The sequence below is a fragment of the Bradyrhizobium sp. USDA 4538 genome (assembly GCF_024171045.1).
GTDB classification, from domain to species: domain Bacteria; phylum Pseudomonadota; class Alphaproteobacteria; order Rhizobiales; family Xanthobacteraceae; genus Bradyrhizobium; species Bradyrhizobium australafricanum.
The window spans coordinates 155025-172073 of sequence record NZ_JALJZE010000002.1 but is presented as its reverse complement, the minus strand read 5'-3'; the positions used below and the strand labels follow the sequence as shown (position 1 = coordinate 172073).

Below are 17049 nucleotides of genomic sequence, written 5' to 3'. Positions count from 1 at the left end.
CTATCCGACCCGCGTCGGCCGATGGGTTTCTTGAGGGTTACGCCAATCGATTCCGGACAACAGGTAGCTCATCTGAGCCGGCGAGATCGTCACAGCTTCACCCGCAACCGATGGCCAGACGAACTTTCCTCTCTCGAGTCTCTTGGTGAACAGGCATGCTCCCTGGCCATCGTGCCAGATCACCTTCACAAGATCGCTTCGGCGACCGCGGAAGACGAACAGATGACCGCTGAGCGGGTCCTTGCGCAGCACCTCCTGCACCTGGAGTGCCAACGACGGAAAGCCTCGGCGCATGTCCGTGTAGCCTGTCGCGAGCCACACTCGCGCGCCCGTGGGAACTGGGATCATCGGCGGACCAAAGCATCGAGAACACGACGTAGCGCGTCTCCATCAACGTCGCCATCGACCCGGATGCGGTGCCCGGTACCAAGATCAATCTCGATGATGCCGTGGCTCTTGCGTCGACGCGTCGTCGTCGTCAACGGCGCTTCGGCCACCTCCCGCGGTGGCGCGGACGACCCAATCTCGACCGGAACAAACGGCGCTATGCTCGCTTCGCCGTGCCTGCAAAGCTCCTTGCGCCACCTGAACAGCTGGCTCACATGAAGCCCGGCCACGCGAGCCACCTCGGAAACATTGGCGCCGGGCTCCAGCGACGCTGCAACAAGCCGTTCCTTCTCATCTTGCGACCAGCGGCGCCGCCGCTCGACCGACGTGATCACCTCCGCCCTCGAAATCGTCATAGCGCTTCTCCTAGGATTACCCCTAGGACCTGCAGCGATCGCGTTCGTCAAACAAGGCGGCCCTCAACGGCTTACGATTACCCACATTTTTGAGTCAGAGTTCCGCTCCCGTTGCGATATCGATGAATCGCGATAATCCGCGCCACATGATCAGATTCCCTGGAGGCGGATCGTTGGCGCGGGCGAGATAGCCGCCGAGCCTGGCGATCTTGATGAGATTAATTCGACAATGTCTTTCGTTGTGTGCTGACTGGAGTCTTGTCTTTGACGAGCCGATCAAGCAATTGGATTTCGGCTTTGGTCAGCACAAATTCTGGTGGGGCATTTGGCGCTGAGCGATTGAGCATCGTCATCCAAAAAATGCGCCAACTCACAATGCAGAATACAGAGATAAGATTCGTCAATCGCTGAGCAGTCCGCAGTTGCGAGTCCTCTGCCCTGCAGCCGGATTTGAGGATCTTGTGGAAGACCTCGATCTTCCATCTCAGAGAATACCATTCGAGTTTTTCGATCGCATCCCTGCGCGATTGCACCGGAAGATCGGTCAGGAGTTTCCATTCAATCTTCTTTCTGTTCTTTGGCGCTCCTCTTTCATCAGCGTGGATCACTGTCAATGTCAAAGCTGGATACCGCGACTGCTTGCCTATCGGTGGCAGAATACGGATTTTACGATATCGGATTTCAAGAACAGCCTGGTCTGGATTGCCCTTGCTATCCTGGACTTCGATCCGGTGGAGACCTTTGACCACGACCTCGTCCATTATCGTTGCAACGGTATAATCGCCATCGCCTGCGAGGCGATTGACACAGGTCCTTACCAAGAAATGCGTTCCAACCTCTTGGGCGGCGCAGAACAATTCATAAATATCGGCCTCACGATCACCGATATGGATGCACTGGGATGGCTCCTCGAACAGCTCCGTGGATTGCTTGAGGTTCTCCAGCCACCGAATGCTCTCCTTGGTTTCAATGGGGATCCGTGTCAGGTTGACCTCGCGCCTGAGCGCAGCGACCCCTCTGAATTTCTTTCTGGTCCAAAACTTCACGGCGCTGAGCCCCAGTGGAAGCCCCTCGAGGGTCACCGCAAGGCTCGAATGCATCAATATTCCGCACGTCGTGTACGTTTGGGGTTTTCCGTCCAGTCTTCGGGAGTTGCTTTTGGGGATGCGCTTAATCATCCCGATCAGATCCGGACGCTCCCGTTGGTAGGTGAATTCGGTCGTATCATGCAGGACAAGAACAGGTCCTTTCGCGGCCGCGATACGTTCCCGCGTCGATTTAAAATGACCAGACAGGATGTCGGCCTCGCTTACTCGTTCATTGGAGAAGAAACGATAGGCCGCCTTGGTGTTCGCCCAGTCTTGGCAAACCATCGGAATACTCTGTCCGATGTCTCCACCAATCTGCTTCAGCAGCATGCGAAATCTCTCGCCAAGTCGGGCATCTTGAAACTCGCACAGCGCAGCTTCACGGTCAAACCAGGTCACCGCGTCAGACGTCAACCGATGCGCCTTTTCATCCCGGGCGCGTGAAGCCAGTCCCATAGAGCACCTCTTCTCGAATCAGGTGCCCATCAAAGAATCACAAGCGATTCTGGCGACTCAAGTTTTTCGGCTCAGTGCACCCCGAAAAATGTGGGTAATCGTAAGCCTCAACGGAGGGATACAAATCGACGCGCTTATGCCATGGAACCACGCAGCCTGACGGCCTCAGCTTGCCGCTTACGATCTGGGCGGGGGGCACGGAGAAATCCGTGTCCCTACCGCGACCTATCCTTATCGCTATCCTTACGACTATCCTTGGACATTGTAACCTCGCGACAAAACATTCCGCGAGATCTTCCTAGCCCACCAGATCAACCCTCAGCGCGTGGTCTCTGCATGACGCTCACAGATCACCCACGATGCAGCGCGGCTGCCGGGCCAGGAACGTCAGAATCTTGTCGCCTGAGACCTGAGACTTTCTGACGGTATCCGTCAACGTTCCGAGCAGGTTCGCACACCGGAACGAGAGCATAAGGACCTGATCCCACTCCTCACATCCTCCAGCGAGCCTAAAACAATATAGCATTTGAAACTATGATCACCACGAGCAACGGGAGCTTTTCGGAAGTAACAGTTCATCTTTGTTGTGGGCGCCGACATTCCTCTTTCCAGGAATTTCCACCGGCCATATGCCGACCGTTCCTCCGCTGGGCTATACACTCCGATCGCATAGTTTCGGTCGGCCGTCGAAAATATCACCGGAAGAGCATCATCTCCCTGTCCGACTTGCTCAAGCCTTAACTCGCTGGTGGCAGGATTGAAGGTCCAAACGTTATTGAACTCAGGAGGCATGTAAGCAGTCAGGGCTTCAAATCCTCCTGACGAGTGGTTCTCAGCAACGTGAAAGGTGGTTTCATACGATATGGCATTTGCTATGTCGCCAACGCCTATAGTTACCGTTTTCGTCAATATGTCGTTCGATAGCTTAGATGTAACGATGGACGCGCTGCTCTTGCAATTTTCGCTCCTCTCTCCCGGGCCTAGCCAGTAGGCCATCTGAGTAACGGTTGTGAGTTGGCTCTTCTGAACGCTCAATGAGAGCAGCTTGCTGGTACTGCGTTCGCCCGTTCCGTCCCTGGCCGCTCCTGCTTCGGTTGGGTTAAGACACTCACCTCTGTCGTCAAAGAATGTGGCTGATTGGATCTCTCTTCCATGATCGTTACTATTCACAAACTGGACGCCTCTCCACATTAGGCTATGAATAGCTCCCGCTGTTCTACTTGACACGCCAAGCGAAATGAAATCGTCGTGAAAGTGGCCGGATATATAGGCGCGCTTGCTTGGTGAGGGCCAACCGATGCCCGAAGAGTCTTCGGCACGGGAAAACCCGGAACAGATCACCGCAATAGAGCCTACGACTATGCCAACCGCTGAATAACGAAAGGCCATTCTCTGTATCTCACACGGTGTGCGTCGAATCCTGCCCCAGGAACAGGCTCGGCTAAGATGACGGCATGTCCCTTACTATTCGGGCCGGGTTTAACGCAAGTTTTTCAAGATCTCAGGTCCTAACCTCTCAATTGTATGAAGGGATCGTACATAGTCAAATGCGCTACGAGCGAGCCGAGCACGCTCGTCAGGTCGAGTTATCAGATCTGAGAGCGCCGATAGCCAATCGTTCGTCGTGTTCTTGACGAGAAGTCCGTTGTGACCATGCTTGACTACCTTCGAGTATTCTGGACCGTCCGAACAAACCAACGCCATACCCAATGCGGCACACTCAAGAAACTTCAAATAGCTCTTACTTGAGTTAAAGCTATTTGCTGCAAGAGGTATCAATCCGATATCCCAGCAGACTGATTCTCTCAACCAGCGTACAAAGCTGGGGTAATCATTGCTTGTCGGCAGTTGTATCACGCTACCGAACGCGTCCTTCGGTCGCGAAAAACCGCCAATAACTTGGAAATCGATGCGATTGGGAAATCGCTTCTGCAGTTCAGACATTACTGGTCTCACGATCGATAAATCGTCATCATGCGTTGGAGTGCCGACATAGCCGATGGTGATCCTTTCGGATGCGGACCTATTCTCAAGATTTTGCAGCCCAACTGGCTCCGCATCTGTCAACTGCCACAGGTCTCCATCCAACGCATTAGGAAGTGTGATCGCATTCCTGTGCATTGCCGAGAATTTGTGATGCAGGGCGTCGGAGGAGACCAAAACGCATTGGGCAGCGTTGACAAACGTTCGAACCCTTTTGTCTAAATCGTCCGCATCTCCGCGGAACCCCCTGCTGCGGAGCGCTACGCCGTCAAGCAAATCATCGTCAATTTCATATACAATTCGTGCGCCTGACCGGACAATTTTGGATGTCCACTCCTCAAGATCTTCCGATCTTATTACGCCGCCATCGCGCTGAATCAGAACAGTATCCTTTGCGGTGAGGACCGGAGTAGTTGCACTCCTGAGTTCATGGACCTGCCACCTTTTGCAGACGGCCTCGGACCTGTATGGCAGCAGTACTCGCACGTAGCCGGACCCAGCGGGGAGGCCATCAGACCGAAGGGCGGGCAACAAGAACAATCTTCCTCGCGTTTCCGCGGCCGTCTTCGGAGTCTCAAATAGCCGTTGGACGTGGTCTTGCAGCGATTTCAATCTGGGTTGCGCACCCATGGTTGCTACAGCCCGTGACACTCTTGACTTCGTGTGCTTTCGGATCAAAGAGGCCATGCCATTGGTCATCAATTCCTTACGCTCACTCTCGGCGTAGCTCTTGGATTTTGCGTGAAAGACGTATGTGCTCGTGAGAACGCCGAGGTCGCAACCCGCGTCTGCAGCACGAAAACAAAAGTCATTTTCCTCGCCGTATCCACGAGGAAAATTCTGTTCATCAAAGAAACCGATTCTCTCGAACACGCTTCTCTTCACGCAGAAGCAGAATCCATGAATGAGCGGCGTTCTTACTATGCGGCCGTCCCAGATTCTTTCCAGCAAGAGATCCATATCCTCGGCTGTCATTCCCGGCGGGAGCTGATTGATAGCAGTCTGCGACGTGGTTCCCACCGTTGACGGAACGGATTGTGAGCTGGCGGCGTTCGATAGCGGCCCGACGATTCCGAGCAACGCGTCACGATCGAGAGCGTCAGACAGCTTCTCGAGGGCGCCGGCTGGAACAATGGTATCGCTATTTAGCAGCAATACGTTCCGATTGTTCCCCGCCCGCACTCCCGCGTTTGCAGCGCAGGTGTACCCAAGACGTTCTTCATGTCGCACGATTGTCGCGCGTTGCTTGCGCGCGAACTCTTGGAGAAAGGTAGCGGTCTCATTGTCCGATGCATCGTCAACAATAATCAGGTGTCCGCGACCACGGAGCGCCTCGACAACAGAAGCTAGACAGAGCCGTACGTCGTCAAGGGCGTTGAATACGCAGACAACAACGTCCAGATCGAGTGTTCCAGCCGCTTTCATGTAACGATGTTCATCGAAGAGGGGCAAGAGATGCCCGTCGTTCCTGTTGGGCTGGTGCCAGGACGAATAGATGTGTGGCTTAGGACCCCAATCATTTAAACCATGTCGAAACAGAGAAAAGTCGCTTGCGTCTCTTACCGACATAAACTCCGATAGCAGCGGATGCCACTTCACGTTGGTGATCAAGAGGGAATAATTGATGCTAAGCTGATCGCGCCGGCTGTATTTATTGAGTTCGTTCCACCACCTCTGCATGAATTGTTTCGTTTCTTGTTTGCGAGCGTCGACAACCATGAAATTAGTTTCAATTAGGTTGGTCTTATCTAGACCCTCCACACCCTCGTAACTTGCCATCTGAGCGTTGATGACGCTCTCGTCGTCGAGCTTTAGCTCAACAGCTGCTGCCGCTTCTTCCAGATATGACCTTCGCGTTGGATGAGGAATGGCCCCGACAGGGCAGCCCGACGCCTCTGTCGCAGCGACATAGTCAGTGACTTTCGCACGCAGGAGCACGTTTGCGTCGCTCCAAACAACAAAATCGTATCCCGGAAATAGTCGCAATAGGTTCGTCTTGATGTAACGAGCGCTTCTGCGCGCATCAGCATCAGCTAGCGGACACTCTATTAGCCGGTAAACCCCGTAGCCATCGGTCACTGAGTCGGTGACGCAAAAGTAGTCGATTGAGGGCTCGAGATGGTATGGGAGCAGAAGAGCGTCGAAGGGCCCAATAATAGCTGTAACTACTGCGATTCGTCCGCGCTTCGTTCCTCTGGCTTGGACCGCTCTTTGATAGGTTATGATATCAGCTGACCTGTCTCGATTGAACGCATGAAACTGCCTTGACTTCCCGTAGTAATGTACGAGATCGTGCGCAACATCGATAAATCGGCATGCCACGGAATAGCCACGTAAGACTGGCACTAGGCCAAGGAGCCGTTCGATCGCGTGTGCAATCGTTCCATCGATTTGACCTGCCTCATCGTCGAAATCATTTAGCTTAAGGCGTCCCTCTAATAGTGGGCGGATCGCATCGGTCCGGGCCCAGAAGAACGAACCTGCAGGAAAGTCAGGGCACGTATTGCCATGATATGACATTCCAAACCGATCGAGAAGCATGGCAACGAGATCGCGATTTCCTCCCCACTTAGGTTGGGCACGCACTTGCGGATGATAGGGGGGCTGAAACAAGCCAATCTTGGGATCAGCGTAGAAGGTCGTCAAAATCTGCGAGACTATTGCTTCGTTGCCCAGGGTATAGTGAAGTAGATAGCGACGCCAACTTGCGTGCTTCGGGCTATGCGGCGACCTTTTGGAGTGGAGATGAAGTACGATATCGTAGGTCAGGAGCGCGCGGCCAAACTCAACTAGGAATGGTGCAATGTCTCGTCCACGATTGTCGGGCGACGAAATTGTAATCCCAGAACAGCGCGTGAGCTGGGCAGCGAATTGTTTGCTAATGACCTCTGTGTCGCCCCGGCCCGGCGGTACGGATACGAACAAGTGAAATGAGACCGGGATATTGTTCAGGTATGAACAAAATTCCTCTGTCATTTCCGTGTAATAGAGATGCAGATGCACAGCAACAGATAGGGCGAATGTGGACGGCAAAGCAACTTCCGCATCAAAGCGAAGTAGGGGACCAGTCCCTCCGTACTCGGGGTCACTGAACCGCTCCAGTCCCGGTGGAAGTCCCACAAAGGTTGGCTTGGGGTTGCGTCCTTCATCGCGACCCTTGTCGAGGAAATGCAACAAGGGGTTCGCTTTCATCTCCCTCACGTCAGGATTGGCGTTTCCGTATCCTGTGGTGCTAAAGCGCTCCGACGGATCCAGTCCCTCTGACCAACCTTTCTCAAGGAAATGAGAAATCGTGCCGCCTGGGAAGTTCTTGGCTTGGGGGCAGTTGGCCAAATAAAGCGAAGGGTCAAAGTACTCATTGGGTCCAATTCCCGCCTCTAGCCCTCCGACGAGCAAGCGACCCAAGAGCGTATTCGCGGACATGGGCAATTCCGCCCTCTTCTCGACCCATCTGACATCAAACATTAAATGAGGACTGAGCGATCTCTTGGAACCCACCAAGATGTAGTGAACCAATGGGTGCCACTTGCGTTCCCGTACCTCGATCGCTTGCTGTAGGTAGTAGGTGTTGTCGAAAAGAGCATTGGCACTCCGCTTGTACTCCTGATGGCCTACTTTCGCATAATGTTTTAGCGGGTCCGCGCCAGCGCGCGCCACGTCCGCATTGCGATGAAGATACCACTTCGGATCGAATAGACCCGACTCCGCTATGATCTTCTCGATCTCTTCAGCCGAAAACTGAACAAAACTTCCATCAAAATTCGGTGACGGCCGATGGCCCTTTGAACGGCCGGCCTCAGAATAATGGCAAAGCGGCGCGAAGAGGCCGGCCCCAACGTCAGGATAATTCTTCCGATACCAATCGGGATCAAAGTAAGGGCTCGCCTTCCGCCCTGTCCGGAGGTAATCGAGAATTACTTCCGCGTCGTCTCCGACTATTTCGTATGTTCGACGATAGTAACCGATATCAAAGAAATCTGTGTCTTTAATCGAATCAATTGCCCGTTTCGGAGGGCCGGCCCCTTCGCTGGCTGCCATCGTCTGCGGAGACGACTGGCTCCCATCCTGCGGACGGGCAAGAGGCCTCTTTCCGAGTTGTTGGCTCGGCTTCGGCTGCCGATGCTCAGCGCGACCAGCGACCACATAGTGCAACAGGGGATTCATGTCCCGCGCTTTCACGTCGGGATTGCTTTCGAGATAGTGGGACGTTGAAAACTCCGGCGATGGGTCCAGGCGTTCTCGCCAACCTTGCCTTACGTAGTGTAGCAGAGCTTCATTCTCGGAATCAGAAAGTTCTGGAACTTGCTTGCAGTAGTGTTTTCGATCAAAGAAGGGAGCGATCTGTGCAGCTTCAAGGTCATGATCAAGAGCTATCTTCCTCGGATCTTTGGGGTGCCCGAAACGTCCCTCAGACCTACCAGCGATAATATAGTGAACGAACGGGTTAATGCCGACCGTCCGAACATCTGAATTCCTGTCCAGATAAAATCGAGTTGAAAAATTCGGTGACGGATCGCGAAGTTCTCGCCAGCCCTGTTCTAGGTAATGAAGAATGGGATTGTCTTTCGAGCTTCGTAGCTCGGGCACTTGATTCAGGTAGTACTCCGAATCGAATTCGGGAGTAATGCGCTCGATTTCATACTTGAATTCTGACGTCACGTAGTCGCCTTTGCGCTGAGAGGTTGTTTGACATCTTAGGAGCTGGCTGGCGGCAGGCTCGGTGGCCTTAACGATTGAAGCTGCTTTTGAAGGATACTGACGCAATGTGCATCTGCGCACGCGCGTCCCAATCTGGCGAAGAACTCACAGTAGTCTCGATGTGTGGGCCCATGCTTGCTCGCCTCGAACAGGCCCTGTATCGCTGCGGGCTGGTTCTTTCCGACGCCGATCACCCCGAGACCATGTCCATGCTTAAATTCGAACGATGGATGTTCCGCGCTTAGCTGCGCGAACAGGATACCCACGCCGAACTCGCGCTCGCGAACATTCGTGTCGTGTAGAAGGACAATTGCCGACTCCGATAGTTTTGGTCTCCACGTCTGAAAGTCGTGTTGAGCAGCTTCAAATGTGTGCAGTCCGTCAATGTGAAGCAAATCTATAGCTCCATCTTCGAAATACGTCACGGAGTCGTCAAACGTTGCACGAACAAGTCGAGAAAACCGGGAGTAGAGAGCATTATTGTGAGCCGTCACAATGGCATACACTTCTTCGTCGTAGAAGCCCGCATGCTGATCCCCCTTCCAAGTATCGATGGCGTAGCAGGTTGTACCTAGAGTCAGTTTTTCGATCGCTTGGCAAAAAGCAAAGTACGAGGCGCCGTAGTGCGTCCCGAGTTCGACCAGCTTTTTGGGGCGCTGCCCGTTGACTAGCCAAAAGGCAAACGGAATATGTTCAAGCCACGCCGACGTCGCCAAATAGATTGGGCGCATGCATGCAATCTTTAAGCGGTCATCTGTCAACACTCTCGAAAAGCTCTCTAAGCCAGAACTCGTCGATTCCGGTTCATTTGTTTGGTCTGAGGCGTGGTTCATTTGTGGTTCCGTGAAGCGAGCGCAACGCTACAGCTCAAAGTCGGTCACACCGGCGTTAAGACGTTCATTGAGGTGGTCTTGAAACCTCTTGTATCCAGCAGACAGTTTCGAGCCAGGCGCCAGAAAATCTCTGTTCCTTACCCACTGAACGTCGGCCTTCACAACACGCGATGGATTGCCCGCGATAACAGCAAACTGCTCGTCGAAACGCTTCGTAACAACGCTACATGCCGCAACGATGCAGTTATCCGGAACTGCGCTCCGCTTGTTAATGTAAACACGTTCGCCGACCCAGACGTGGTTGCCAATTGAGACCCCATCCGAGACATCAATGTAGTTTCCCGATGATGCTTCAAAGATGAGGTGCGGAGATTCTCCGCAGCGGATAATGATCCCGTTCGAGAAAAGGCAATCTCGCCCAATAGAGATCTGATTGGTCGAGTTATACAGCAGAAAGGCGCAGCCAGGCTCCATCGAGAACTGGCTTCCAATTGTCAGGCGGGTGCTATGTGCAGCAACGTGGCAGCCGCATTGGATCGCTAAGCCTTTGATCTGGTAGCAGTCATCAATTCGAATCTGATTGTTGGTGCCGTTTATTGACAGTCGGATCGAGCTGTACTCTCTCGCAGAGCCGATAGAAACAGTGTTGTTTTCACCGGTGATCGTGCCGGTCAGGGTAACGTTCTCTCCACAGGAGACCTCGTTGTTTTTGCCGTGGATGTCCACCAGTTTTCCTCTTCACCAAAGAAACATGCGTGATCAGTCTACTGATCGCCCATAGCGGAAATAGCTGCGATAGCGGCTCGTCCTGCTGCGTCGGGACGGGCTACAAACAGGGACGACCTGCTCGCCGATCAGTTGTTCGGCCTCCACGTCCGGCCAATTGCCGCGGCCATAACGGATGGCGACGTCGATGCTGTCATCATCGAAATTGGCAAGCTGGCAGGATGCCCGGATGCGCAGTTCCGTTCCTGGACAGAACTCAAGGAATTGCGCCATCCGCGAAGTGAACCATTTGATCGCAAGCGATGGAGGCATGCTGATGGTGAGCACTTGGGCGTGCCGTGAATGGCGCAACGATGCCGTGGCCGCGGCGATGCGGTCGAAAGCGTCTGCCGCCACTTCCATATAGCGGCGTCCGTCCTGGGTCAGAGCAACATGACGGCCGCGGCGATGGAAAAGCTGGACCCCGAGGCTTTGCTCCAGATTGCGGACGTGGCGGCTGATAGCACTTTGGGTTAGCAGCAATTCGTCGGCTGCCGCCGTAAAATGTCCGAGGCGCGCGGCGCTTTCAAAAGCGCGGACCGCCATCAGGGAAGGCATTTTGCGGCGGCAACTCGAACCGATCATTCAGCCGACACCTTGACTTACAATTTTAGCGAGAGCGAGTCTAACTTCACGTTATCTAATAAAGCAACGCCGATTGTTGCTCATTGCGCTGAAAAGAAAAGCCGTCTCCCCCGCCTGGCTCCCACGGTGCAGGCGGAGGCCGATATGCCTTGGACGCGTGTCACTCGTTCTTTCTATCTGTTGCTTTTGACTTCCGCCCTTGATCGGTTTCACGTCGACATCCAGCGGATGCCACGGATTGGAGCGTGCATGGAACCGCCCTGACGCCCGGCGCCGTCCTCCCGGACGGCGTGCTCGCGATCTCAGGCGACAAGATCGCGGCAGTTGGCCCACAAGGAAGTGGCGCGATCACCGCGGCGCCGGTCAAGGTTCCCGGCATCATCCATACCGGCTTCATCGATCAGCACAACCATCTTTACTGGTACGTCCTTCCGCGATGGCTGCGCCCGAGAAAGTTCGCCAACCGGTACGAGTGGCAGGACTATGCCGAGTATGACCGCAACCTAGTCTCACCACACAATGCGATTCTCGACGCCGCGGCCTGCAAGGTAGAGATCCTGGCCGAGATCAAAGCGATCGCCGGCGGTACGACCTCCTCGCTCGGCAGCCTCCATCCAACTGACGAACATAACGACAACAAGAAGTGCACAGCGGGCCTCATTTGAAATCTTGATCTCTGGTCGGGCCTGCCGTTCATGATGCCGGACCCGCCAAAGATCCCTACCAGAAGGACGCCAATAATCCCCAACCTCGGCTCCTCGATCTCGTCGACAACGAAGTGTTCCCGCATGAGGGCGCTCGCGATCGAATGGAATTCATTCTGTGCGAACTCAAGGCCGGCCTCCTGCGCGGTCTCACCGTGCTCCTGTCGGAACGTGCACCAACCGATGCGAGCGCGCATCACGAATCCTTCATGTTGAAGAGCGCCGGATTGCGCACGCCTGGAATAGGGATCATTCACGGTACGGCACTTCGAAGGGTCGACGTCGACGCCATCGCGAAGGGTGACGCCGGTCTCATCTGGTCGCCGCGGGGCAACGATGACCTTTATGACACGACCACCGACATTGCCGCAGCGGACGGATTGCAGGTACCGCTCGCGATTGCGCCTGACTGGAGCAAATCGGGAAGCGCCGGCATGCTGCAGGAGTTGGGTTACGCGAGCCGGCGCTATCCATTCGTCAAGACCGATAAGCTGATCGCCATGGCGAACACGAAGCCCGCAAAGATGGGCAGAATTGACGCTCATGTCGGCTCACTCGATGCCGGCCGTCAGGCCGACGTTATTGTCGTGCGCGGTGACGTGAGCTCACCGACTTTGTCGGTCGTTAGCGTAATGCCGGCGGATGTGGCCTTGGTCGTCGTTGGTGGCTCGCCGATCTATGGCGACGACACGCTTATGAAACTCGCACCGCTCACGGTGTACGGGACGAAGAAGCTCGTGAACCTCGCTGGAACATATGCGGCTGGAAAATCCCTCGCATCCATCGAGCAGGCCGTCAGCGACGCCCTGGCGAAACAGAGCTTCGCTGCCAGCGATCGAGTGCGACTAAGTCGATTGATGGATGCGGACTCGGCCTCGGCCACAGGACGGGCACCGCCGATGCATTGTTCGGCTCTCACACCAATCGGTCGATCACACCGAATAGATACGACGGCGGCGCCCGTGCGGTCTTTTGACGGATTATCAATCACACACGACTGACGACTTTGAGTCAGGCCCCAACAAGTATCCGCCAGGCACCGTCGCATATGAGGTCGATGCGACGACGGGGCAGCCGACACGCAGGGACGCGCCGCCAGAACCGCCCAAAGTGCACGACATGAAGGGAATGTAGGCTCACCGCATCCACATCGACACAGGCAACTCCTCTGAGAAGCGAAGCAGGGCGAGCAGATCACGTTCGTACTGAAGAACAATGGTGAGTTGGATCATGAATTCGTTCTTGGAACAAATGCTGAGAATCCAGAGCACGCGGCGGCTATGAACCCCGATATGGCGCACGACGATCCGAAGAAGATTGCTCTGAAGAAGACCGCATAGCCCGTCTGGAAGTTCAGCAAGTCGGGCAAGTGCGCCTGCCTGATCCCAGGGCACCGCGAGTCCGGCATGTTCGGCACCGTGAGGTGAAGCGAACATCGCTGCGAAGCTACGAATGATCCGATCAACGAAAAGGAGAAACCATGAGAACGTTGAAAGCAGCGATCCTGCTCGCATCCGTCGTCGTATCCACGGCTGCTCTGGCGCAAGGCAACGCCGTCACCGGCGAAGTCAAGGAGACGTACCGCGTGAAGGACCTATCGATGCTCAATCAGGTCAATGTCGGCGAAAAGGTTCAGTGCGAAGTCGAGCGACTCGACGGCGGAATTGCGATCACGAAGCTGCAGAAGGCGAAATGAGCGCTCGGCGCCCTGGCAATCGGGATACTTCTAACAACCTCGACGAGGGGGCTTGCTTGTGAGGAGTTTGAGGGGGCGGTGCTGACGATGCATCTCTTCCCTGCGGTCAAGCGGCTTCGATGTCCCGCTTCGAGAAAAGCAGACAACGGTAGCCAGAAGCTTGAGCGCGTCTGCTATACAGCTCACGGGCCGACCGCCTCCGTCCAGATCGTCGTGTCTCTGGACGTCCGATGGGCGAATTGGCATTCACAAAGAAGAGGCGACCGGAGCGGGTGACCGCCGATGTCACCGTAAAGAGGACGGATTGCAGCGTGCGGCGGTGACCGTGAAACGTTTAGGAGAAGTGAATTTAATGTTGGGCCGTATCGGGCATGAGGCCCTCACCTCGCAGTGACGAAGCGTGCCTGCGATACAGGCTGGCAAGAGTTGATCGGTGGAGGTAGCGTGATGGCAAAGGCCATGCTTGATGCCAGGCAGGAAGGTGACTCTTATCGCCGCGTTGAGGTGATCACTGGGGAGCGCCGGCGGCGACGGTGGACGAGCGAGGAGAAGGCCCGGATCGCGGCGGAGAGCTGTGAGGAGGGGGCGAACATCTCCGAGGTGGCCCGGCGCAATGGCGTTTCTCGCGGACTGCTCACGGTGTGGCGACGCTAGGTAGCGGCGGCGCTGGCCGGCAAAGCCCAGAACTTCGTGCCTATCCAAATTGGCGCCGAGAGCGATGGCGGGAGGGTTGGCAAGTCCGAGTGTATTTCGCCGGTACAGACGAAGCCCGTGGAGATTGCCATGGAACGCTCGACTGTGTTGCTGTCAACTTCGACACGGCCGTCGCGGAGAAACAGCGTCAACCCGTCCGCTGCGCCAGCACTGGACGCCCATCCGCTACGCACGCGACCGCTAATCATCGCGGACGTGGGAGCTCATACCGGTTACGTTGGGCCGAGCCCTGGATTTGGACGGTCAGGCGAGAGCTGCTCTTCTGGCGGGGCTTGAGAAGGCTTGCGGCGGCCCGGGCGGCCTTTTCTGAACGCCCACGTTACCAAAGGCATCGTCGTTAAGGTGAAGAAGAAAAAGAAGCAGCGCGAAAGGGGGCACCGCCGACGAGGCGAGGCGGATCCTGGCCGCATCGCTCGAGGCGCAGCCGAAAGCGCTGTCGGCCGCCGCCGCCAGGCGCCGGGTACCGTGGATCTGCGCTTACATCGGCGGGATCACCCAGCTCATGCCGCGCGGTTTCGGAATCGAGGAGGGCTTCGACTGCATCCGTCGTACGCATCCGAGCAGCCTTACGATTACCCACATTTTTCGGGGTGCACTGAGCCGAAAAACTTGAGTCGCCAGAATCGCTTGTGATTCTTTGATGGGCACCTGATTCGAGAAGAGGTGCTCTATGGGACTGGCTTCACGCGCCCGGGATGAAAAGGCGCATCGGTTGACGTCTGACGCGGTGACCTGGTTTGACCGTGAAGCTGCGCTGTGCGAGTTTCAAGATGCCCGACTTGGCGAGAGATTTCGCATGCTGCTGAAGCAGATTGGTGGAGACATCGGACAGAGTATTCCGATGGTTTGCCAAGACTGGGCGAACACCAAGGCGGCCTATCGTTTCTTCTCCAATGAACGAGTAAGCGAGGCCGACATCCTGTCTGGTCATTTTAAATCGACGCGGGAACGTATCGCGGCCGCGAAAGGACCTGTTCTTGTCCTGCATGATACGACCGAATTCACCTACCAACGGGAGCGTCCGGATCTGATCGGGATGATTAAGCGCATCCCCAAAAGCAACTCCCGAAGACTGGACGGAAAACCCCAAACGTACACGACGTGCGGAATATTGATGCATTCGAGCCTTGCGGTGACCCTCGAGGGGCTTCCACTGGGGCTCAGCGCCGTGAAGTTTTGGACCAGAAAGAAATTCAGAGGGGTCGCTGCGCTCAGGCGCGAGGTCAACCTGACACGGATCCCCATTGAAACCAAGGAGAGCATTCGGTGGCTGGAGAACCTCAAGCAATCCACGGAGCTGTTCGAGGAGCCATCCCAGTGCATCCATATCGGTGATCGTGAGGCCGATATTTATGAATTGTTCTGCGCCGCCCAAGAGGTTGGAACGCATTTCTTGGTAAGGACCTGTGTCAATCGCCTCGCAGGCGATGGCGATTATACCGTTGCAACGATAATGGACGAGGTCGTGGTCAAAGGTCTCCACCGGATCGAAGTCCAGGATAGCAAGGGCAATCCAGACCAGGCTGTTCTTGAAATCCGATATCGTAAAATCCGTATTCTGCCACCGATAGGCAAGCAGTCGCGGTATCCAGCTTTGACATTGACAGTGATCCACGCTGATGAAAGAGGAGCGCCAAAGAACAGAAAGAAGATTGAATGGAAACTCCTGACCGATCTTCCGGTGCAATCGCGCAGGGATGCGATCGAAAAACTCGAATGGTATTCTCTGAGATGGAAGATCGAGGTCTTCCACAAGATCCTCAAATCCGGCTGCAGGGCAGAGGACTCGCAACTGCGGACTGCTCAGCGATTGACGAATCTTATCTCTGTATTCTGCATTGTGAGTTGGCGCATTTTTTGGATGACGATGCTCAATCGCTCAGCGCCAAATGCCCCACCAGAATTTGTGCTGACCAAAGCCGAAATCCAATTGCTTGATCGGCTCGTCAAAGACAAGACTCCAGTCAGCACACAACGAAAGACATTGTCGAATTATCTCATCAAGATCGCCAGGCTCGGCGGCTATCTCGCCCGCGCCAACGATCCGCCTCCAGGGAATCTGATCATGTGGCGCGGATTATCGCGATTCATCGATATCGCAACGGGAGCGGAACTCTGACTCAAAAATGTGGGTAATCGTAAGCCGGCGGGGGCCGTCTTGCGTGACGGGTGGCAATTCGCGAAGCCTGTGGCCTTAAGTCTAGCTTTAAGGTCATCAGGCGATGCGGGTCGAGGTTTTGGGCGGGTTGGAGCGGCGGCGGCGCTGGTCGCAGGACGACAAGGCACGGATTGATAAGACCGGATGTCGAGAGTTCCATTGGAATCCAGTGTGCCGCCATTTCTGATGTCAATGCCGGCATCATACCCCGAAGCCTTTTTGGGGCACGCCAGTCATACTGATGGTGTTGTGCCCCGTGAGGCTGACGGAGTTATTCCCGCCGAGCAACTGGATCCCCGTCAGGTCCGCGTTGATGGTGAGGTTGCTACCTTTGAACCGAGTACCCTTTTCCAAATAGACCCCTTTGCCGTCAGGGTCGTAATCACTATTAGCGTTCTTATAAGGCGATCCGTGGATCGTTACATCACTCATAACGCACGTGGGGGCGCCCGTCCGCAGGACGACCGTCTCCGCAGTGGCAGGGGGAAACAAAAGAAGCCAGGGTCGCCAGGCTGACGCCGGACAGCCATAGCCATTTCCGCTCGCACCAAACACTCGGAAAATCATTCCCTTGGGTTGTTTTCTTCTCGGACTGTAACGTTTGCTCAGCCACCAGAATCTCCTTC

13 protein-coding genes and 1 pseudogene are annotated in these 17049 nt (G+C 55.2%); 6 read left to right on the top strand and 8 right to left on the bottom strand.

Annotated features, from left to right (window positions below; all coding sequences use genetic code 11):
• The 7 genes from tnpB to J2R78_RS42055 all read right to left on the bottom strand — a co-directional run bounded on the left by tnpB (position 1) and on the right by J2R78_RS42055 (position 11151).
• The gene (gene tnpB, locus J2R78_RS42085; protein WP_057016787.1) at positions 1–348 is read right to left on the bottom strand and encodes an IS66 family insertion sequence element accessory protein TnpB; all 348 of its coding nucleotides are present in this window, start codon (positions 346–348) and stop codon (positions 1–3) included.
• Positions 345–722, bottom strand: a complete 378-nt coding sequence (locus tag J2R78_RS42080) for a transposase (protein WP_176937120.1) — start codon at positions 720–722, stop codon at positions 345–347. Before J2R78_RS42080 ends, tnpB begins: the two co-directional genes overlap by 4 nt.
• Positions 723–961: 239 nt before the next feature.
• Entirely contained in the window at positions 962–2287 is a 1326-nt protein-coding gene (locus J2R78_RS42075) for an IS4 family transposase (RefSeq protein WP_253610233.1), read from the bottom strand.
• Positions 2288–3766: 1479 nt separating this feature from the next.
• A complete protein-coding gene (locus J2R78_RS42070; RefSeq protein ID WP_253610234.1) occupies positions 3767–8929 on the bottom strand; it encodes a rhamnan synthesis F family protein in 5163 nt (1720 codons plus the stop codon).
• Positions 8930–8964: 35 nt separating this feature from the next.
• On the bottom strand, positions 8965–9699 hold the full coding sequence (locus J2R78_RS42065; RefSeq protein WP_253610235.1) for a class I SAM-dependent methyltransferase: 735 nt from the start codon (positions 9697–9699) through the stop codon (positions 8965–8967).
• A gap of 129 nt (positions 9700–9828) precedes the next feature.
• Positions 9829–10527, bottom strand: coding sequence for a hypothetical protein (locus J2R78_RS42060; RefSeq protein ID WP_253610236.1), 699 nt, complete (start codon positions 10525–10527; stop codon positions 9829–9831).
• 33 nt (positions 10528–10560) lie between these two features.
• A complete protein-coding gene (locus tag J2R78_RS42055; RefSeq protein WP_253610238.1) occupies positions 10561–11151 on the bottom strand; it encodes a LysR family transcriptional regulator in 591 nt (196 codons plus the stop codon).
• A 245-nt stretch (positions 11152–11396) separates the two neighbouring features.
• Between J2R78_RS42055 and J2R78_RS42050 the strand changes: the two genes are divergently transcribed.
• From J2R78_RS42050 to J2R78_RS42025, 6 genes and pseudogenes are all read left to right on the top strand, one after another.
• Complete coding sequence (locus J2R78_RS42050; protein WP_253610209.1) at positions 11397–11816, top strand: hypothetical protein; 420 nt, start codon at positions 11397–11399, stop codon at positions 11814–11816.
• A gap of 143 nt (positions 11817–11959) precedes the next feature.
• Positions 11960–12856, top strand: coding sequence for an amidohydrolase family protein (locus tag J2R78_RS42045; RefSeq protein WP_253610239.1), 897 nt, complete (start codon positions 11960–11962; stop codon positions 12854–12856).
• A 171-nt stretch (positions 12857–13027) separates the two neighbouring features.
• Positions 13028–13282, top strand: a pseudogene (locus J2R78_RS42040) (copper resistance protein); the annotation flags it as partial.
• Positions 13283–13335: 53 nt separating this feature from the next.
• Complete coding sequence (locus J2R78_RS42035; RefSeq protein WP_253610240.1) at positions 13336–13551, top strand: copper-binding protein; 216 nt, start codon at positions 13336–13338, stop codon at positions 13549–13551.
• Between the two features lie 447 nt (positions 13552–13998).
• On the top strand, positions 13999–14205 hold the full coding sequence (locus J2R78_RS42030) for a transposase (protein WP_253610241.1): 207 nt from the start codon (positions 13999–14001) through the stop codon (positions 14203–14205).
• 730 nt (positions 14206–14935) lie between these two features.
• Entirely contained in the window at positions 14936–16384 is a 1449-nt protein-coding gene (locus J2R78_RS42025; protein ID WP_253610243.1) for an IS4 family transposase, read from the top strand.
• A 240-nt stretch (positions 16385–16624) separates the two neighbouring features.
• Here J2R78_RS42025 and J2R78_RS42020 read toward each other — a convergent pair whose 3' ends face one another.
• Entirely contained in the window at positions 16625–16855 is a 231-nt protein-coding gene (locus J2R78_RS42020; protein WP_253610244.1) for a hypothetical protein, read from the bottom strand.
• Between the last annotated feature and the right edge of the window lie 194 nt (positions 16856–17049).